Raw genomic sequence first — 19,381 nt, 5'->3', positions numbered from 1 at the left:
GAGTGATAACCATGTTTACCGGGATAATTTTAGCCATCGGCAAAATCAAGGCCATCCAGCCTAAAGGCGGCGATTGCCGCTTGATTATCGATACCGGCAAGTTATCGCTGCGCGAATGCGCCTTGGGCGACAGCATTGCGGTGAACGGTGTTTGCCTAACCGCCGTGGAGTTGGGCGAACATTATTTTTGCGCTGATGTCTCCAACGAAACTTTATCGCGTACCACCTTAAAGACTGCAACTACCGGTACGCCGGTGAATCTGGAGTTGGCGATGACGCCGTCCAGTCGCTTAGGCGGGCATATTGTCAGCGGTCATGTCGATGGTATCGGCAAAGTGGTCGAGAAACAGGCAGACGGCCGCTCGATCCGTTTTAAATTTAAAGCGCCGGACACGCTGGCTAAATACATTGCCGAAAAAGGCTCGATTTGCATTAACGGCATCAGCCTGACCGTGAACACAGTTGATGGCGCTTATTTTTCCGTGAATATCGTGCCGCATACCTTGCAAGAAACCACCTTAGGCCAAACCGAAGCCGGCAGCGAGGTGAATCTGGAAGTTGATTTGCTGGCCCGCTACTTGGAACGCCTGATGAAAGGGGAAGCCGCCGCTTACAGTCAAGGCGGCGTCACCGAGGCCTTATTACAAAACGCAGGCTTTATTAAATGAATAGCATAGAAGAAATCATAGCCGACCTTCGTCAAGGCAAGATGGTCATCATCATGGACGACGAAGATCGGGAAAACGAAGGCGATTTGTTGATGGCTGCGGCATTTGCCCGGCCGGAAGACATTAATTTTATGGCCAAATACGGCCGCGGCCTGATTTGTCTGACCTTGACCCGCGAACGCTGCCAACAGTTGCGTTTACCGTTGATGGTCAGTGACAACAATACGCCCTATACGACCAATTTCACCGTATCGATCGAAGCGGCTACCGGCGTGACCACCGGTATTTCCGCCGCTGACCGCGCGTTGACCGTGCAGGCTGCGGTGGCAAAAAATGCCCAGCCGAGCGATCTGGTACAACCCGGACATATTTTTCCATTGATGGCACAAGCCGGCGGCGTATTAAACCGGGCTGGTCACACAGAAGCCGGTTGCGATCTAGCAAGGCTCGCCGGTGTCGAGCCGGCAGCCGTGATCGTGGAAATTCTCAACGACGACGGTTCGATGGCGCGCCGGCCCGATCTGGAAGTGTTTGCCGAGCAGCATAATCTGAAAATCGGCACCATCGCCGATTTGATTCACTACCGCATCAAACACGAAAACACCCTGGAGCGGATCAGCGAATGTGTTTATCCCACCGAATTCGGCGATTTTAGATTGTATGCCTACCAGGATTGTAACGACGACAATGTGCATCTGGCTTTGGTGATGGGCGATGTGGCCGGCGACGAGCCGGTGCTGGTGCGGGTCCACGCTCGCAACTTGATCGACGATTTATTGTTTTCCAAACGCAGCGATTGCAGTCTGCCGGTGCGGGAAGCCTTGAAAAATATCGCCGAAGCCGGGCGCGGTGTTTTGGTGATCATTCGTCAAAAAGAAAACAACAAGGATCTGGTGGAACTGATCCATGCCTACCAAATGCAGGATCATGGCGTCAAAAACAGTCAGGATTTAAGTGCCGATTCGGACTGGCGCACCACTGGCGCTGGCTCACGCATCTTGTCGGACTTGGGCGTGCGGCGCCTGAAGGTGATGGGGGCTCAGAAAAAATACATTGGTTTGTCCGGCTTCGATTTGGAAGTCGTCGAACATATCGATTCAACGCATTAATATAGGGTCGATTCATTCGACGCGTTTTACACCATTTTAATCATTCAACAACAGGTAAACACATGGCAGCAGTCACTACTCTGGAAGGCAACTTTTCCGCGCAAGGCGGCAAGTTTTGCCTTGTTTCTTCACGCTTCAACAGCTTTATCGTCGAACAATTGGAAGGTGGTGCGATCGATGCCTTGGTGCGCCATGGTGCAGATAAAGATGACATCACTCTGGTCAAGGCGCCGGGCGCTTTCGAGTTGCCGATGGTGGTGCAACGTATTGCGGCTACCAAAAAATACGATGCGATTATCGCTTTGGGCGCAGTCATTCGCGGCGGTACACCGCATTTTGAGTATGTAGCCGGCGAATGCGTGAAAGGTATCGCTCAAGTGGCCTTGCAATACGACGTACCGGTGGCGTTTGGGGTGTTGACCGTAGACAGCATCGAGCAGGCTATCGAACGTGCCGGCACCAAAGCCGGCAATAAAGGCGCGGAAGCAGCGCTGTCGGCGATCGAAATGGTCAGTCTGTTCAACAACCTGGGTCGTTAATGAGTCAAGCAAAAACCAACGCCAGAAAGTGCGCGGTACAGGCGCTGTATCAATGGCAAATGTCCGGCGAGAGCCTGATCCGTATCGAAACATATTTTCTGGAAGAAGAGCATCTGAAAGGCGCGCAAAAAACCTATTTCAGCGAATTGTTTCATGGCGTACCGAAACAATTGGATGTGATCGACGCGGCCCTAGCCGAATTCGTCGATAGGCCGGTGGAAAAAATCGATCCTGTGGAACGAGCGATTCTGCGCATCGGCGCTTACGAACTGATGAACCGCTTGGAAACGCCCTATAAAGTCATCATTAACGAAGGCGTCAATCTGGCCAAGGACTTCGGTGCCGACGGCAGTCATAAATACGTCAACGGCATTCTGGATAAAGTCGCGCAGAAACAGCGTGCCGTTGAGATTGCCGCCAAGCGGGCGAAATCTCAAAACTGATGGCAGTCGCCGAATTCGATCTGATCCGCCGCTATTTTGCGGTGCATGCCCCCCTGCATCCGTTCAATCAATTGGGTATAGGCGACGACTGCGCGTTACTGAACCTGCCGGCCGGCCACCAATTGGCGGTCACCGCCGATACGATGGTCGAGAATGTGCATTTCTTTGCCGATGCCGATCCTGAATTGCTGGGCCATAAATTACTGGCGGTTAATCTCAGTGACTTGGCGGCCATGGGTGCCGAACCATTCGCGGTCACCTTGGCTTTGACTTTGCCTAAAGTCGATGAAAGCTGGCTGGAAGCGTTCTCTCGAGGTTTTATCAATCTGGCGCGTCAGCACAATGTCGATCTGATTGGCGGCGATACCACATCCGGACCGTTGACTTTGACGGTGCAAGCGATGGGGGCGGTGCCGCAGGGCAGGGCGCTGTTGCGTTCCGGTGCCCAGGTTGGTGATTTGATATACGTTACCGGTCAGCTCGGCAATGCCGGCTTGGGTTTAAAAATTAAACAGGGTTATGACTGTGCTGATCCGGGTTTGGCTTTGCGTTGCTTCAACCAGCCGCTACCGCGAGTGAGCGAAGGCTTGGCGCTACGCGGCATCGCCAATGCCTGTATCGATATTTCCGACGGATTAGCCGCCGATTTGGGGCATATTTTGCAGCAAAGCGGCGTCGGTGCGTGTTTGCGATGGGACAACTTGCCGCTATCTGCTTCAGTGAGAGAGTTTATCGATCACAGCGGCGATTGGCGCATGCCCTTGATTGCCGGCGACGATTACGAATTGTGTTTTACGGTGCCGGCAGATTGTTCTCAAGCATTACCGTCTGCTATTTGTGTGGGGATTATCGAGGCCGAGCCGGGTTTGCGGATGCATAAGGCAGGGTGCGTGGGTGCATTCGAGGTGAAGGGTTTTGAGCATTTTTCTTAGAGAGCATTATGGCAATGCACGTTTGACTGCGTTACAAATCGTCAAAGATCCCACCTTGTTTCTGGCGTTTGGTTTCGGCTCTGGGTTGGCTAAGAAAATGCCCGGTACGATGGGCACGCTCGCCGCGATTCCGCTATATCTTGCTCTGCTGCAAGCCAATGAATGGATTTATCTGTCGGTCACGCTGATCAGCGTTTGCATCGGCATCTGGATTTGCGGTCAAGCGGCTAAAAAATTGGAAGTCCATGACTTCGGCGGTATCGTTTGGGATGAAGTCGCTGGATTTTTGATTACGATGATTGGAGTGACCTATTCCTGGCAGAGTTTAGTGGCCGGTTTTGTGCTGTTCCGCTTTTTCGACATCGTCAAGCCCTGGCCGATCAAATGGCTTGATAAGCACGTGCACGGTGGTTTCGGCATTATGTTGGACGACGTGGTGGCAGGAGTTTTTGCTGGCTTGATTATGCACTTCTGGTTTGATTTTCCGGCGAACTGAGTTAACGATTGTTTTCGTTCAACAAGCCAGTGGTTTTGGGGGCATTGTTCTCATTTGACCCATGATAATTCATGCGACTAAAATCCATGCCGGTTTGGGGATTGGTTGCGTGCAGCGGTGCCGCAAATATTAAGCTTCAAACCTAATAACAATACAAACAATTAGGAGGACTTTTTATGAATACAAGATGGTTATTCGCTGCTTCACTTGTGATGCTGACTAGCGCTGGTGCGGCAATTGCCGATAAAGATAACAATAAAGGGGTGGGGCAGGCATGTAGGGGCTTGCCTAATCACGCCATATTGAAAGCAGCACTTGACGATGCAGTGAGTGCGGAGGAAAGCGGGCTTAATTTGCATATGTGGGCCACTTTAGTCAACCGTGACGGCGTAGTTTGTGCCGTAGCGTTTTCCGGCACCCATCGGGGGGCACAGTGGCCGGCCAGTCGAGTTATCTCAGCGCAAAAAGCCAATACCGCCAATTCGCTCAGTCTTGATTCTTCTTCTGATTCCGCTGGCTCCGGCAACCCCAACGGTTTGGCGTTATCGACAGCGAATTTATATTCAGCCGTGCAACCTGGTGGTAGTTTGTTCGGACTTCAAGAGAGCAATCCAGTTGAAACGAGCGTTGCTTACGGCGGAAACCCAGGGTTAAACGGTACTCCTCAAGATCCTATGGTAGGGTCAAGAATTGGCGGCGTTAATGTATTCGGTGGTGGCCTGGGCTTGTATTCAGTCGGAAAAACGCTGGTCGGTGGCGTCGGTTTAAGCGGCGACACCTCTTGTGCCGATCATAATATCGCCTGGAGAGTCAGACATAATCTGGGGCTTGACCACATTGTCGGCGTCGGGGGAGTGAGTGGCGATTCACAGCGTCCTGATAATATCATTTACGACATTGCTGCCAATCCGAAAGGAGGTACCGGAATTAGCGCAGGAGGTTTCGGTCATCCAACTTGTTTAAATACCGATCTGAATACAGCGGCTTTGCCTGCCGGCCAACCCTAATCATCCGCTGTAAAAGCAACGGCAGCCAGATAAGGAACTTATCTGGTGACATTATTTAACAAATAGCATGTTTATTGCTTGCTAAATAATTTAAGGTCTGTATAATAAGCCAAATCAATCGCGGGGTGGAGCAGCTTGGTAGCTCGTCGGGCTCATAACCCGAAGGTCGTAGGTTCAAATCCTGCCCCCGCTACCAGACAAATTAAAGGCTTAGGTTTAACGACCTAGGCCTTTTTTGTTGCCTGTAAGTTTCTGGTAAGCAAATGGCTTTGTTGCATAAACCCAATAAGAGCCAAATTTCCCCTTACCCCAAATCCGCAAGACGGATTTAGGGCATGGCCACAGTCATCGGCGTCCCCAGTTGGGTAAACCGATTGAGTAATGCCACTCGAATTTGTAATTCGGCGACTTGGCTGTTAAAGAGCCTAGCATTAACGCGTTCACCCAACAATTTGAAGCAGCGCATCTTGGTTTCGACCAAGCTGCGTCGATGATAGCCGCTCCATTTCTTCCAAATTGCTCGCCCCAATTGCTGTATGGCCCGCAGGGTTTCGTTTCGAGCTTTGGCGCCTGCGGTGTTTTCTTTCCAGGGCTTGCCGTTTTTGCGCACAGGGATAATGGCCTCGGCGTTCCGTTCGGAAATTGCGGTATGAGCCTTCTTGGTGTCGTACGCGCCGTCACCGCTGACAGACTCTATGCGTTTATTGGCGGGAATTTGATTCAGTAACGCCGGCAGGACTTGGGCATCCCCCTCGCGATTGGACGTCACCTCAATAGCTCGGATTTCCAGGGTTTCGGCATCGACACCCAAATGAACCTTGCGCCACTGACGACGATACTCGGCGCCGTGCTTCTTGGTTTTCCATTCGCCTTCGCCCAGCATTTTTACGCCGGTGCTATCGACGAGCAAATGCAAGCCTTTCGGCTTAGGGCGATAGGAAATGCAGACCTGTAAGCGTTGCTGGCGGCGACATAACGTCGAGTAATCCGGTGTCGACCAATCGAGTCCCGACAGTTTCAACAGACTCGCTACCATTCCACTGGCTTGACGCAACGCCAATCCGAACAGGTTTTTGATCATCAGGCAAAACTGAATAGCGGCATCGGAAAACTTATCTGCCCGACCTTGCTTGCCAATGCTAGGTGCTAACCACTCCATCTCTTTATCAATCCACAGTAATAGCGAGCCGCGTTATTTCAAGGATCGGTTGTAGTCTCCCCAGTTCGTGGTTCGGTATTTGTGCGGTTGTGGCTTTGGCATCCGGGCGATTACTCACATAACATGGGGATAACATTGGGTTTATGCAACAAAGCCTTAGACCACTACAGATTGCCGTCGTCGGCCGGTGAAGGTTCCGGCGTTCGCCCGCTAAAGCTAGGCGCAGCAAAAAGGGATATTGGCGGTGTTCAGACTTGCTACGCCTCAATGTTTGGTGGGGTGGTCTCGTGCTGGGCCATTACGACACTACCAATTTACAGCCAAGGGCCTCAACAATCTTAACGATAGTTTCAAAGCGTGGGTTGCCATCGTCGGCCAAAGATTTATAAAGACTGGCTCTTGTGACACCGGCTTGTTTGGCAACTTCGGTCATACCTTTGGCGCGGGCAGCAGTGTTTAGCGCATGGATAAAATCGGACACATCGCCGTTGGCTGCGGTTTCACGCAAAAAGGCTTGAATATCCGCTTCTGTCTCCAGGTGTTCGGCAATGTCGAACGGGGTAATGGTTTCACTCATAGTCAATTCTCCAGGCTTTTCAAAATGGTTTGGGCTTTTTCAATATCCCTGTCTTGGCTGGATTTATCGCCGCCGACTAACAACAGAATTACCTGTTGATTGCGTATCGTGTAATAAACCCGAAGGCCAGCACCAAAGAAGCAACGCAGTTCAAACAAATCGGCAGATAAAGGTTTGTAATCACCGAAATGGCCGTTTTCCATTCGTGCTAACCGCGACAGTAATTGGTTTTTGACCGTTCTGTCTTTCAATCCAAATAACCATCTGTTAAAAGTTTGGGTGCTCTGCAATTCGTATTTCATGGATTAATGTATCTTAAAGGAAACACTTGTCAAGTGATTATGGTCGCTATTTGACGACGCGCAACCCTTGCATCTGCTCAGCCTGAGCAAACTCGATACCGGCCTGTTCCAATATCCAAGCCTCATACTTGCCGTGCCAGATAGCCAGCAGCTCAAGCGGGCGGGTTTTGTAGAGCTTTTCGGCGGTGGCGTTGGGTTTGTGGCCCATGATTTGCGCGACGACGCCAACCGGCATTTCAACCCATTCGGCCAAGCTGGCAAAGGTGCGGCGTAAGCCGTGCAGGGTGACATGTTCCAGGCCAGCAGCATCAAGGGCGCGATTGTGGGCAATACGAGGTTCGGCCAGCTTGCCATCTGCGGCCGTGGGGCTGCTGAATACCCATTCATTCCGGCGAGGCAAAGCGATAACAAGGCTCGATAAATAAGGCGGCAAGGGAATCATCCGGCCTTCATCGTCTACCTTATCCTTTAACCACATGGCGGCTAATTTAAAATCAATGTCCGACCACTTGAGTTCGGCTAATTCTTCACGGCTGGCGCCGGTCAATAACAGGCCTTGCAGATACGGGGCAATCACCGGATTGCTCAGATTTCGAACCGCGTTAAACCAGTCTGCCAGGTGGGCGCGTTGCAGCACGTCAAACTTTTTGGCTTTCCGGTTTGGTACTTTCTTTCTAAGGTCCTGATTTTCGACTGCCTGAGCATCGATTAGCGAAGCATATTCCTTATGCTGGCCGCACCAGCGCCAGAATGCACGGAACATTTCGAAACCTTGGCGGGCGTTGTTGGCGCGGCTTTGTGCTTCCTGCTTTTGCCAGTCGGTAAGGGTCTCAGCGTTTATATCAATCATGCGCAGTTGTAGCAGGGGATAGAGAACGCCTTGCACGGTTAAGCCTATGCCGCGCTTTTTGGGTTGTCCGCCAGCTTGTGACAGGTTTTGATGGTCTCTCAGGTGACGTTCGCCCCAATAGCCTGTGTTATTTGCAAGATATTCATTCCAAGCAGATTGAACGGTAATGCTGTTGCCCCCTGAGTCAGAATAGTTGTCGCCTCAAATTTCCATTCCTTTTGAAATTTGAGATGAACCATGAGCCGTTCCAAAAAGCAGTATTCTGATGCATTCAAAGACCAAGCGTTGGCGAAAGTCTACAGCCGGGGCAACCGATCCATTCAAACGGTTGCCGATGAATGAAACCTGAGCATACATACCCTAAAAACCTGGATGAGCCACACCTCCTCGACCGATCACCGTCCTGTCACAGCCAAGTCCGCCCAGCGGCCTCAAGATTGGCGGCCCGAAGAACGTTTGCTGGCCCTCCAGGAAAGCCATAGTTTGAGCGGCGAGGTGCTGAATGCCTGGTGCCGGGAGCGTGGCGTATTTACCCATCAACTGGCGCAGTGGAAAAGCGAGTTTTGCGCCTCAGCCAGGTTGCGTCCTGATCGCGAAGAAAGCCAGAATCTGCGTAGCCTCAAGGCCGAGAACCAGCGTCTGGCACGCGAACTCCAGCGTAAGGAGAAAGCACTAGCCGAAGCCGCTGCCTTGTTGATCCTGCAAATACCCACAGGGCACAAGAAAAGGTGCGGGCGCTGTTGGGTGGGCGCGGTCGAATGACCTCCCTTCCGCAGCGCCAGCAGCTGGTCGACTCAGTCGCCGAAGCCACGGCGGCCGGTGCTCGCCAGGACCAAGCCTGTGCCGTACTGGGCCTGAGCCCGCGCACCTTGCAACGTTGGCAGGCCGGGGAAACATTGACGGAAGACCGCCGGCCGCAACGGCACTATACGCCGTCGCATGCCTTGAGCGATGCGGAGCGGAGTCACCTCTTGGTCGTCGCGAATTCGGCTGAGTTTGCCGATTTACCGCCCAGCCAAATCGTGCCGCGCCTGGCCGACCAAGGGATTTATCTGGCGTCCGAATCGACCTTCTACCGCATTCTGAAAGCCGCAAGGCAACTGAAGCACCGCCGTAGCGAGCGCCCCAGCCAGCCCCGTACCCAGCCCAAGGCGCTGACGGCCACCGCGCCGAATCAGCTCTATAGCGGGGATATCACCTATCTGCCGGCGGCGGTCAAAGGCCGGTTCTACTATCTCTACCTGTTCCTGGATATTTTCAGTCGGCAGGTCGTGGGTTGGCAGGTGTTCGAGGCAGAAAGCGGCCAATTGGCCAGCGAGCTGTTACGGGACATCTATCAGCGCGAAGACCTGCGGCCCCAACAGGTCGTCCTGCATTCGGATAATGGCGGCCCAATGAAAGGCGCCACGATGCTGGCCACCCTGCAACGGCTCGGCATCATGCCGTCCTTTAGCAGACCGGCGGTCAGCAACGACAACCCCTATTCGGAATCGTTGTTCAAAACCTTGAAATACCGTCCGCCATACCCGTTGCAACCGTTTGCCGACTTAACGTCCGCCCGGCACTGGGTGGCTGATCTCGTGCAGTGGTATTTATGACCTTCAGGTTACAACCACGAACACCGCCACAGCGCCATCGGCTTCGTGACCCCGGCGCAACGCCATGCCGGCTTGGACCAGGCCCTGCTTGCTCAACGCCAGGCGTTGTACGAACAAGCCAAGGCTCAAACCCCCCGGCGCTGGAGCCGACAGACCCGCCGCTGGAACCGCGTCCATACTGTGTATCTCAATCCCGATCGGACCGATACGCAACACACGTCCAACACCACAATCCAGGAGGCCGCCAGCTAGGGCAATATAGCCGCATGAGTTTTTGCATTGAGGCGACAACTAGCTTGAAATTTTCCGAGTCTGGCTGGTTATGCTTTGCGACAAGACTTTCGAATCATTTGTTTGCGCACATCAATGCCAAACAGCGTAGCGGGATTGATGTTTTGCTGACTTTAAGAGGTGACGAGTAGTGGAGGCAAAAGGATGATCAAAAGGCTAAAACAGTATGAATTGGCTGTTGGATTGATTCAACGCCAAGCTAGAATTGCAGTCATTATCAGGGAAACCGCCATTTATAAAGATGTGATAAAAGCAACTTATAAAGAGTTACTCGGCCGCCCTGGCAGTCCTGGTCCGATCAAGGAGTCGATTCGTGGATTAACTCACAACCTGTGGCGTTACAAGGAAGCTACGCTCTTCGCCAAGATATTTCGATCGATTGAAAACGAAAATATTCAGGGTGGCATCGATAACGTCATTCAGGCATTCGACTTTTTCAAAATCTCCTTGCCCAATAGCAGCCTGGATTTCACCACGGCGTGGTTGGTGGCGCGAGATCTGAGAAATAACCAGTTGCGGTTGATTTCATGCCATCAGTGCAGTTCGCCCGTGTTGATAATCGTGGGCAGTGAAAAATCATTAGAGCGGTGTTGTGTCTGTAAGACCAGTTTGAAAACCGATCCTTAGATTCTGTATTTATAACATTCTATGTTTAGAGTCGACCAATCACCTTTTTAAAATAAAGAATTGGTTGGCTGGCTGACGTGAAATAAGGACTATCGCCCCATTTTTCCAATGATTATGAGGTTAATAAACATAAGTAAATTGCCCGAAACTGGTTTTCTGCGTTTGAAACAAATTATTGGTGATCCAAAGGCCAATCCACCCATTTATGGATTGCTGCCCATGAGTAAATCATCCTGGTGGGATGGCATCAAAAAAGGCATCTTTCCTAAGCCGTTTGACAGATCCCCGGTCACATGAAAATTAGGCTCTCACCAAGCCACTGGTGGACCGGAGCTATCTTCTAAGCGGGGCCAGCCAAATCCAGGGTTTACCAAGAGCGAACTGACATTACGGTATAAAAATCAGATTGGTTTGCCGATCAAGTCATCTATTTGCAACACTTGCTTATGGCCGACATTCGCAAGCATGTACCGTGATTTCTAAGGTCCAAACGTCCATCTTGGCAATATTGGTTTCTGTCACCAAACTTAGTTTGTAAATTCCTGATGGCAGCTTTGCTGGAGTTGACGCGTCCATATTTCCAATTCGATTAATCTTGGCTTTGGTGTTGCGAGTGCGTTGCAATGTACGTACGATTACGATCAGCATACTTTGGATGAGATTCACGGTATTGACGCCAATAATCGGGATTGCTCTATCCAGGATTGTTGAGGCCGTTGTTGATTCTCTTGATAATCAGGGTCTGTTTTCAGTTTGTTAAGGCGCCATTGTCGTTTACGATGCTGTTTGCACGAAGGCGCTGAGCAATAGGTTTGGAGTGGAACTTGTTGAGGTGGTTGAAAAGACTGGTCTCAAGCGAGGCATTGTTTAATCGCCATTGAAGGCTCCCTACACAAAAATGCTGAGCCCAATCCAAGGAGTTAAAAGATTGATATGAGGCCGTGTTGTGACTGATTTATTTCTGAGGTCGTAGCTGTGATTTTGTTACGGCACGGATGCTCTTCGCTTTTCGAGGTTTGACTCATATCATGCGTGGAGTCAACAAACAGGAGGTAATGGTCTTGTAACAAATAAAGCTGACTGACAAGAAATCAGTGACAGTTATTAGAATCAGAAGTAGGGTAGGGATGAGGGTAGAAAAAGCAAAGGCCTTGATAAATCGTTATTTATCAAGGCCTTAACTGAATATTATGGCGGAGAGCTAGGGATTCGAACCCCAGGAAGGGATAAACCTTCAACGGTTTTCAAGACCGCCGCTTTCGACCGCTCAGCCAGCTCTCCAACAGCCGCGTATTATTACAGAAAATAATTTAAAATCCAGCATTTTTTGCCGGACCACTTTCATGTTGCAGCCGAATGCAATCTTCTTTAGTGCCTAAGTGTTTGTTAGTGATTGCCAAATCGGCGCGGATGTTGGTGCAAATGTGCGTCGATTCCGGGTGCGAAGTGGTGGCTATCGATTGTTTCGCCGATAGCGATACTCGGCAAATGGCAAAGCAGACGTATCAGGTGGCGTCACTGGCCTGGGATGATATTAGAGCTGCTGTAACAGCGGTTCGTGAGGTTCATGGCTTGGGCGAATTGGTGTATGGCAGCGGTCTGGAAACTTATCCGGAAACCTTGAGCTGTCTGGAAAGGGATTGGCGGATTATTGGGAATTCGGCCGCTACTTTTCAACGGGTCCAAGATAAACATGATTTTTTTGCCCGACTCGATTCGTTGTCCATTCGGCATCCGCCGGTGATGTTTACAAAGCCTGAGGATGATTTTGACTGGTTGTTAAAGCCTTGGTGCGGCGAGGGCGGCTTGGGGATTAGGCGCAGTAATAATGACGAGTTTGCCGACGGTTATTGGCAGCGTTATATCGAAGGCCGTTCGATGTCCGTGTTGTTTGTCGCGAGTAGCGGCGGGGTTGAGCTGATCGGTTTTAACGAGCAGTGGGCTGCAAAGTCGGATGGCGGGCAATCGTTTCTGTTTGAGGGGATTGCTAGTCATGCCAAGGTTTCTAGGTCTGTTCAGTCTGAAATTGCCGATTGGTTGGATAGGCTTGTTAATGTCTATGGATTGCGCGGTTTAAACAGCATGGATTTTATGCTGCGTGCCGGCAAATGTTATGTGTTGGAAATCAATGCGCGGATTTCCGCTAGTGCCCAGCTTTACGGCAAATCGCTGCTATTGAAACATCTGCAGGCTTGCCAAAACAGCCGGGATACTGATGTCGGATTATCGACGGAGCCGAGCGCTTATCAGATAGTTTATGCGCAAAAAAAAGTGACGATTCCCGAGCGTCTGGTGTGGCCGGACTGGGCGGTGGATAGGCCGAATCCCGGCGCAATTGTTGCCACGGGCGAGCCGATATGCAGTATTATTGCCACCGGAAAAAACTCGGGGCAGGTGCTGGATAATCTGCATCGCCAACAACGCATCCTTGCAAATCTTTTGGAAACAGGTCTTTAAAAATCATGCAATACCAGGCAAGCGTCAATAAATTTTCCCAGCCCTTGGTTCAACAACTGCTGGATAACGCGGATAAACTACGGTTGGGTATCGAAAAGCTGGAAAACGGCTGCACTATTATCGACGCCGGTATCAAAGTACCGGGCGGTCTGGAAGCCGGCCGGATTATTACCGAAATCTGCATGGGTGGTTTGGGTGCCGCAACGATCTCGCAAAGCCCTTACACCAGCAATTGGCCGCTGACCATTAACGTCCATGCCAGCAATCCGGTATTGTCTTGCTTGGGTAGCCAATATGCAGGTTGGAGTTTGTCGCACGGCAAATATTATGCCTTGGGTTCCGGGCCGGCGCGGGCAATGGCGACCAAATTGAAAGACGGCGCGGTCGAGCCGGTGGAAGAACTGTATAAAGAGCTGGAATACCGCGATAGCGCCGAACAAACCGCGTTGGTTATTGAAAACGACGCCTTGCCGCCAATCGAAATCGTCGAGAAAGTCGCGGCGGCGTGCGGCGTATCGCCGGCCAATTTGACCATCATCGTCACGCCTACCAGCAGTTTGGCCGGCGGCGTACAAGTAGTTGGTCGGGTGTTGGAAGTGGCGATGCACAAAGCCCACGCTCTGCACTTTCCGCTGGAAAACATCGTCGATGGTTCCGGTAGCGCGCCGATTTGCCCTCCGCATCCGAATTTCGTCAAAGCGATGGGTAGAACCAATGACGCTATTTTATTCGCCGGCCAAGTGCATTTGTTTGTAAAAGGCAGCGACGAAGCGGCGGAAAAACTGGCGAATGAATTACCAAGTTCAACGTCCAAAGATTACGGCAAACCGTTTGCCGATATTTTCAAAGCTTACGAATACGATTTTTTCAAAGTCGATGCGATGTTGTTCAGCCCGGCCAGCGTGATCGTCACTGCGGTGGAATCCGGCAAAAGTTTCCGCGCCGGTAAATTGGATAATGCCTTACTCGATCTTTCGTTCGGCGCTTAATTCGCTCTAAGTCTCTTCGACAGCTAACGGGTTTTGCGTTGCAAAGTCCGTTAGCTTGTTTCGTTAACTTCATTCGTAACACATTCCTTTGCGCCGAATTGCAATAATTACCGACGACCCCGGTTGGCACGGCAAGCAGTTGTGCTTGGCTTTTGCCGAGCGTGGCTATGTCGCCGAATACGTCTCGCTAACAGCCTGCAAATTGCAGTTAACCGTTGCCGACCTACCCATTATTATTCCGGGTTTTGAGCAGCAATTGCCGGCGGCTGTGTTTGTGCGTGGCGTGCCCGGCGGTTCGCTGGAAGAAGTAGTGTTTTATCTGGATGTTTTGCATGCCTTAAAAATACTGGGTGTACCGGTCTATAACGATGCCGGCGCGATCGAGCGCAGCGTCGATAAAGGCATGACCAGTTTTTTGTTGCAACATGGCGGTTTGCCGACCGCAATGACTTGGGTATTGCGGGATAGGGACGAAGCCTTGGCGATTGCCGAACAACAGTTGCGCGCAGGCTATTATCTGATCAGTAAACCCTTGTTCGGTTCGCAAGGCGAGGGCATTCGGCGTATCGAAAAATCCACCGATTTGTTGTGGCTGACCAGCAGTCGCGGTATCTATTACTTACAGCGCTTTGTCGAGTGCGCTGGTGATGGCTATTCCGATGTGCGCGTGTTCGTGATCAACGGCAGGGCAGTCGCTGCCATGCGTCGGCGTGGTATTTCCTGGTTGAACAATGTGGCTAGAGGCGCGTCTTGCGAATGCATCGAGTTGGAATCTGATTTAGCTGAGCTGGCGATTGCCGCGGTTGCGGCCTTAAAAATGGATTATGCCGGGGTGGATGTGATTCAGGATGCCGACGGTTGTTACCGAATTATTGAAGTGAACAGCGTGCCGGCCTGGAAAGGCTTGCAAAGTGTTTGTGATATTAACATTGCCGAATGTTTGGTTGCTGATTTGCTTGATCGATATTGCATGCCGGAAAAAGCATGTTGAACAGGCAGCAATTGATGGACGCTTATCTGCAAGCTTGCGAAACCGAGTTGCAAGCGTTCAAGCCTGGAAATGTCAGTGTTTATAGTGCCGCCGACGATATGACGGTTGAGGATTTTCGTGTCAGCGCCCAAGTTAGCAGTGAGCCTATCACCGATCCGCAGTACAGTTTGGGCGAAAAGATTTATTACGCAGTCAAGGCAACCCGCGAGGCAGTGGCTTGCAATACCAATTTGGGTATTATTTTGCTGTGTGCGCCTTTGTTGCAGGTGGCTGCCAGCCTAAAAAAGGGCGAAAGCTTGCGCGATGGTTTACGGCTATTGCTGGAAAATACGACTCGCGAGGATGCGGATTGGGCTTTCAAGGCTGTCACCTTAGCTGCGCCGGCCGGTTTAGGTGAATCCGCGCAGCACGACGTCCAAAAACCGGCGGATGTGACATTGACCGAGGCCATGGTTTTTGCCGCTGACAAGGACAGAATTGCGCTGCAATACGCAACAATTTTTAAAGACGTTTTTGATTTCGGCGTTTTACGATATAATCGTGCTTTCGTTTTGTCTGGCGATTGTGCTTGGGCTACGTTAGCGGTTTTTGCCGCAATGTTGGCTCAATATCCCGATAGTCATATTGAGCGGAAGTATGGAGAGCGGTATTCAGAGTGGATCAAGGCTGAGATGCATAAACTCGATAGAGCGATGCAAACAGCTTGTGAGCCTGAAGAGCTTTTGCCAGCATTGTATGATCTGGACAAAGCTTTTAAGGCACAAAGGATCAATCCGGGTACAACAGCTGACATAACTGTAGCGACAGTACTGGTGGTGCTTCTGGAACAACTTATCGGTGAAGGAACCGGTGGGTTATAGAGGGAACTAAGCAGAAACTACAATCTTGAGACACGAAAGTGTCTATTTTTTTGGTTCAATCTTATCTTTAGGGGATAAATTTAAAATGGCAAAAATCAATAACTTGCGCGTTGGCGAATCTTTGGTTGGTGAAGGCAACGAAATTGCTCACATCGATTTGATCATCGGCCCACGCGGCTCAGCAGCTGAAACTGCTTTCGCAAATGCTTTGACAAACAACAAAGACGGTTTCTCTACTCTGTTGGCTGTTGTTGCTCCTAACCTGTTGGTTAAACCTGCAACCATCCTGTTCAACAAAGTAACCATCAAAGGTGCAAAACAAGCTGTTCAAATGTTTGGACCAGCTCAACGCGCTGTTGCTATGGCTGTTGCTGATTCCGTTGAAGACGGCACTATCCCTGCTGACGAAGCTGACGATTTGTTCATTTCTGTTGGTGTTTTCATCCACTGGTTGGCTGAAGACGATGCAAAAATCGAAGAATTCAACTACAAAGCCACCAAAGAAGCTATCGCTCGCGCGGTTGCTGGCACTCCAACTGCTAAAGAAGTCGTTGCTGCTAAATCTGGTGCAAAACACCCATTTGCTGCTAACAACGTATAAGTTTTTAGTTTCAAAGGCTGTCGAAGATACCCCGGCTTGCCGGGGTATTTTTTTGCCTAAAATTTTTCCAGAGTGGCGGCGTCGATATTGCCGTTGTGCAGGGCGCTGGCCAATAACACAGCGGCAATGCCGATAGTTTTCAGGCGCATGAGATCGTTTACATCCCTAACCCCGCCAGCCGCGACAAAATGTTTATCGGGATGAGACTTGCAAAGCTGGCTCAGTTTCTCAAAGTCCGGACCCTTATTGCTGCCGACCAAATCCAAGGTCATCACCACATTAGTTTCAGGCCACAGTTCAGGGCTTTCCAGCCACCCCGGATGACCCAAAACTTGGTTATGTTTAAAATCCAGCGATAGGATGAGATCGGTATTTTTTAACAATACGGGTAGTCGTTGTGATTCAGTACCGATGACCGTCTTACAGTTAATTACACGAGTCGTCATAGTCAGGGTTTGATAGCTACTGCCCTTATCCAGCCAAAATTCCTTGTTTGGATGTTGGCTAAACAAGTTGTCGATGGCCTCGTCGTGGTTTCCTTGGCCGCCGATTGCGTCGAGATCTGCGATATAAAACTTTGGAAATGGATACAGCTTTAATAAACTCGTCACGACTTGGTTTACCTCGCTGCTGTCGCATATTGACGAGGTGAAATGTACGGGTTGATAGCGGCTGCGGTCGCCGCCGGCGGCGTGGACCACCAAACCGTCTTTCAAATCAATGACTGGAATAATCTGCATAAGCCAAGCGAGTTTTAGAATTGAGAATTCTGATATTTGAATTTATTACCGGCGGCGGTTTGGTCGGGCAGGCATTGCCTGCTTCGCTGGCGACGGAAGGCAGCTTGATGTTACAGGCTTTAGTCGCCGAACTGAAGTGTCTGGACAATCTTCAGCTATGTGTGCCCTTGGACAAACGTTGTGCCAAGCCGGATATGCTGTCGCCAGCCGAAATTGTAAAGGTAAGCGCCGCTTGCGACATCTTTGCACTGTTGCGGGACTTACTGACGCAAGTCGACTTGTTTTGGCCGATTGCACCGGAAAGCGACGGCATGCTACAGAGTTTGGCAGAATTGGCTATTGCCGCGAATGTCGAAGTTTTACTATCCAATCCCGCAACCTTGAGCGTATGCGCCGACAAGTACGCGACTTATCAAGCGTTGAAGAAACGGGAGATTCCGGCGGTGGCAACTCATCTGCTTAGCGAAGTGGAGGAGGGTGTCGGTTTAGCGGATAAGCTTGTCGTCAAAATTGCCGATGGCGTTGGATGCCTTGATAGTTTGCAAATCGATGCCGAGCAGTTGCAAGATACTATTGGTGAATTAACCGATCCGCACCTCTATGTGTTACAGCCTTATATTGACGGACAGGCTGCCAGTTTGTCTTGTTTGTTCAAGCATGGCCAAGCTTGGCTTATCTGCTACAACCACCAGCAAATCGTTTTGCAGCAAGGCCGATTTAGTTTGCAAGGCTGTTTAGTGAATGTACAAACCGATAAGCTAAGTTTTTATCGGAATTTGGTAAGCGAAATTGCCGATGCGCTGCCTGGCTTGTGGGGCTATGTAGGGATTGATGTTATTGAAAATGCCGAGCTAGGTCCGCTGGTGTTGGAAATTAATCCGCGTCTGACCAGTTCTTACGCCGGCATCCGGCAAGCGACCGGGATCAACGTGGCCGAACAGGTATTGCGCCTGCGCCATGCCGAGCCGGTGTTACAGCCGTATCGAAATGAAACAGTTCAAATCCATATCAATTAAAAAAGCAAAATGAACAAACAGATTGCAGGTTGGGACATCGGCGGCGCGCACGTCAAGTTGGCATTGCTGGATGCATCCGGCCAAATCGTGGCAGTCGCTCAACAAGCTTGTCCGCTGTGGAAGGGTGTGGATTATCTGCATCGCACGCTGACGGATTTGGCGGGCCAATTCGATTCGCAACAGTACCGACATGCGGTGACGATGACCGGCGAACTGGTGGATTGCTTTACCAGTCGTGAGCAAGGCGTCAATGCCATCGTCCGGGCTGTTTGTGAACAATTCAATGCCGAGCAGGTATCGGTATTTGCCGGCTTGCGCGGCTTTTTGCCGGCAGCACACTTTCAGCCGGCCGATTGCATGGACATCGCTTCCGCTAATTGGTTGGCCAGTCTGCTATGGGTGGCCAAGCGCCTGCCAAATGCCTTGTTTGTGGATATAGGCAGTACCACGACCGATATTTTGTTGATCGAAAATCACCAGCTTAAGGTGCAAGGCTTTACCGACTATCAGCGCTTGGTTTCCGGCGAGTTGGTGTATACCGGCATTGTCCGCACGGCGGTAATGGCGATTGCCCAGGATGCCGAATTCAACGGCCAACCGATGGGGTTGATGGCCGAGCATTTCGCGACCATGGCCGACGTGTATCGCCTGACGGGGGAATTGAACGAAGCGCACGATCAGTGCGACACCGCCGATGGCGCGGAAAAGTCTGTGCTGGCCAGCGCCCGCCGCTTGTCGCGGCTAACCGGTTACGAGTTCAGCGATAGCGATCACGCGCTTTGGCTGGCATTTGCCGGGCAGCTCAAAACCAAGCAAACACAGAAAATCAGCCAAGCTTGTCTCAAGCAATTGCAACGGGCGGCAACCCGATCGGCGATTACATTAGTCGGTGCCGGTGTCGGTCGCTTCTTGGTGCGGGACATTGCTGCGGATTTGGGCGTCGAGTATCTGGACTTTACCGATTTGCTGCCATCAACCGCTAAAACCCATGTTATTGATGCCGCCGACTGTGCGCCGGCCGCCGCAGTGGCTTATCTTGCTGGCGGGTTTGGTTAAAGCCGGCTGCTGGGGTAAAATCGGTATATTGCAAATCATGTCCTTGCGGCACATTCCGGCCGCTTAACAGCAC

19 protein-coding genes, 2 tRNA genes and 2 pseudogenes are annotated in these 19,381 nt (G+C 51.1%); 17 read left to right on the top strand and 6 right to left on the bottom strand.

Annotation, left to right across the window (positions count from 1 at the left end; genetic code table 11):
• Window positions 1-11 precede the first annotated feature (11 nt).
• From EBB_RS23030 to EBB_RS22995, 8 genes are all read left to right on the top strand, one after another.
• On the top strand, window positions 12-668 hold the full coding sequence (locus EBB_RS23030; protein ID WP_192395995.1) for a riboflavin synthase: 657 nt from the start codon (window positions 12-14) through the stop codon (window positions 666-668).
• The gene (gene ribBA / locus EBB_RS23025) at window positions 665-1,777 is read left to right on the top strand and encodes a bifunctional 3,4-dihydroxy-2-butanone-4-phosphate synthase/GTP cyclohydrolase II (RefSeq protein ID WP_033158642.1); all 1,113 of its coding nucleotides are present in this window, start codon (window positions 665-667) and stop codon (window positions 1,775-1,777) included. The genes EBB_RS23030 and ribBA overlap by 4 nt, the downstream gene beginning before the upstream one ends.
• 62 nt (window positions 1,778-1,839) lie before the next feature.
• Entirely contained in the window at window positions 1,840-2,316 is a 477-nt protein-coding gene (gene ribH / locus EBB_RS23020; RefSeq protein ID WP_192395994.1) for a 6,7-dimethyl-8-ribityllumazine synthase, read from the top strand.
• Entirely contained in the window at window positions 2,316-2,759 is a 444-nt protein-coding gene (gene nusB / locus EBB_RS23015; RefSeq protein WP_192395993.1) for a transcription antitermination factor NusB, read from the top strand. Before ribH ends, nusB begins: the two co-directional genes overlap by 1 nt.
• Window positions 2,759-3,691 (top strand): thiamine-phosphate kinase, encoded by a 933-nt coding sequence (gene thiL / locus EBB_RS23010; protein ID WP_192395992.1) that lies wholly within the window; start codon window positions 2,759-2,761, stop codon window positions 3,689-3,691. The genes nusB and thiL overlap by 1 nt, the downstream gene beginning before the upstream one ends.
• Window positions 3,675-4,187, top strand: a complete 513-nt coding sequence (locus EBB_RS23005) for a phosphatidylglycerophosphatase A family protein (protein ID WP_192395991.1) — start codon at window positions 3,675-3,677, stop codon at window positions 4,185-4,187. Before thiL ends, EBB_RS23005 begins: the two co-directional genes overlap by 17 nt.
• A gap of 176 nt (window positions 4,188-4,363) precedes the next feature.
• On the top strand, window positions 4,364-5,194 hold the full coding sequence (locus tag EBB_RS23000) for a heme-binding protein (protein ID WP_192395990.1): 831 nt from the start codon (window positions 4,364-4,366) through the stop codon (window positions 5,192-5,194).
• A gap of 119 nt (window positions 5,195-5,313) precedes the next feature.
• Window positions 5,314-5,390: transfer RNA gene (locus EBB_RS22995), tRNA-Met, on the top strand.
• A 132-nt stretch (window positions 5,391-5,522) separates the two neighbouring features.
• Here the strand turns inward: EBB_RS22995 and EBB_RS22990 are convergent.
• From EBB_RS22990 to EBB_RS22975, 4 genes and pseudogenes are all read right to left on the bottom strand, one after another.
• Window positions 5,523-6,455 (bottom strand): annotated as a pseudogene (locus EBB_RS22990) (IS5 family transposase).
• Window positions 6,456-6,651: 196 nt separating this feature from the next.
• Window positions 6,652-6,930 (bottom strand): addiction module antidote protein, encoded by a 279-nt coding sequence (locus EBB_RS22985; protein WP_192395989.1) that lies wholly within the window; start codon window positions 6,928-6,930, stop codon window positions 6,652-6,654.
• Window positions 6,931-6,932: 2 nt separating this feature from the next.
• Window positions 6,933-7,232: a type II toxin-antitoxin system RelE/ParE family toxin gene (locus EBB_RS22980; protein WP_192395988.1), complete on the bottom strand. Its 300-nt coding sequence runs from the start codon at window positions 7,230-7,232 to the stop codon at window positions 6,933-6,935.
• Window positions 7,233-7,278: 46 nt separating this feature from the next.
• A complete protein-coding gene (locus EBB_RS22975; protein WP_192396447.1) occupies window positions 7,279-8,250 on the bottom strand; it encodes a tyrosine-type recombinase/integrase in 972 nt (323 codons plus the stop codon).
• 69 nt (window positions 8,251-8,319) lie between these two features.
• On the opposite strand from EBB_RS22975, the pseudogene EBB_RS22970 reads away from it, so the two are divergent.
• Window positions 8,320-9,932: pseudogene (locus EBB_RS22970) on the top strand (IS3 family transposase).
• A 183-nt stretch (window positions 9,933-10,115) separates the two neighbouring features.
• Window positions 10,116-10,598, top strand: coding sequence for a FlhC family transcriptional regulator (locus tag EBB_RS22965; RefSeq protein WP_192395987.1), 483 nt, complete (start codon window positions 10,116-10,118; stop codon window positions 10,596-10,598).
• A gap of 1,191 nt (window positions 10,599-11,789) precedes the next feature.
• On the opposite strand, the gene EBB_RS22960 is transcribed toward EBB_RS22965, so the two are convergent.
• Window positions 11,790-11,879: transfer RNA gene (locus EBB_RS22960), tRNA-Ser, on the bottom strand.
• Window positions 11,880-11,954: 75 nt separating this feature from the next.
• On the opposite strand from EBB_RS22960, the gene EBB_RS22955 reads away from it, so the two are divergent.
• From EBB_RS22955 to fae, 5 genes are all read left to right on the top strand, one after another.
• Window positions 11,955-13,055, top strand: coding sequence for an ATP-grasp domain-containing protein (locus EBB_RS22955; protein WP_192395986.1), 1,101 nt, complete (start codon window positions 11,955-11,957; stop codon window positions 13,053-13,055).
• Window positions 13,056-13,060: 5 nt separating this feature from the next.
• Entirely contained in the window at window positions 13,061-14,044 is a 984-nt protein-coding gene (gene mch, locus EBB_RS22950; protein ID WP_192395985.1) for a methenyltetrahydromethanopterin cyclohydrolase, read from the top strand.
• A gap of 88 nt (window positions 14,045-14,132) precedes the next feature.
• Window positions 14,133-15,035, top strand: a complete 903-nt coding sequence (locus tag EBB_RS22945; protein WP_192395984.1) for an ATP-grasp domain-containing protein — start codon at window positions 14,133-14,135, stop codon at window positions 15,033-15,035.
• The gene (locus tag EBB_RS22940) at window positions 15,029-15,895 is read left to right on the top strand and encodes a triphosphoribosyl-dephospho-CoA synthase (protein WP_192395983.1); all 867 of its coding nucleotides are present in this window, start codon (window positions 15,029-15,031) and stop codon (window positions 15,893-15,895) included. The genes EBB_RS22945 and EBB_RS22940 overlap by 7 nt, the downstream gene beginning before the upstream one ends.
• 85 nt (window positions 15,896-15,980) lie before the next feature.
• A complete protein-coding gene (gene fae, locus EBB_RS22935) occupies window positions 15,981-16,496 on the top strand; it encodes a formaldehyde-activating enzyme (protein WP_020482207.1) in 516 nt (171 codons plus the stop codon).
• A 56-nt stretch (window positions 16,497-16,552) separates the two neighbouring features.
• Here the strand turns inward: fae and EBB_RS22930 are convergent, their stop codons facing one another.
• The gene (locus EBB_RS22930) at window positions 16,553-17,236 is read right to left on the bottom strand and encodes a HisA/HisF-related TIM barrel protein (protein ID WP_192395982.1); all 684 of its coding nucleotides are present in this window, start codon (window positions 17,234-17,236) and stop codon (window positions 16,553-16,555) included.
• A gap of 20 nt (window positions 17,237-17,256) precedes the next feature.
• On the opposite strand from EBB_RS22930, the gene EBB_RS22925 reads away from it, so the two are divergent.
• Entirely contained in the window at window positions 17,257-18,252 is a 996-nt protein-coding gene (locus tag EBB_RS22925) for an ATP-grasp domain-containing protein (RefSeq protein WP_192395981.1), read from the top strand.
• 9 nt (window positions 18,253-18,261) lie between these two features.
• Entirely contained in the window at window positions 18,262-19,308 is a 1,047-nt protein-coding gene (locus tag EBB_RS22920) for a hydantoinase/oxoprolinase family protein (RefSeq protein ID WP_192395980.1), read from the top strand.
• Window positions 19,309-19,381 lie beyond the last annotated feature (73 nt).

Origin of the sequence: Methylomonas fluvii (assembly GCF_014850975.1) — a bacterium.
Lineage (GTDB): Bacteria > Pseudomonadota > Gammaproteobacteria > Methylococcales > Methylomonadaceae > Methylomonas > Methylomonas fluvii.
The sequence above is the reverse complement of the archived record's forward strand: the minus strand, read 5'-3'. Positions and strand labels throughout refer to the sequence as shown.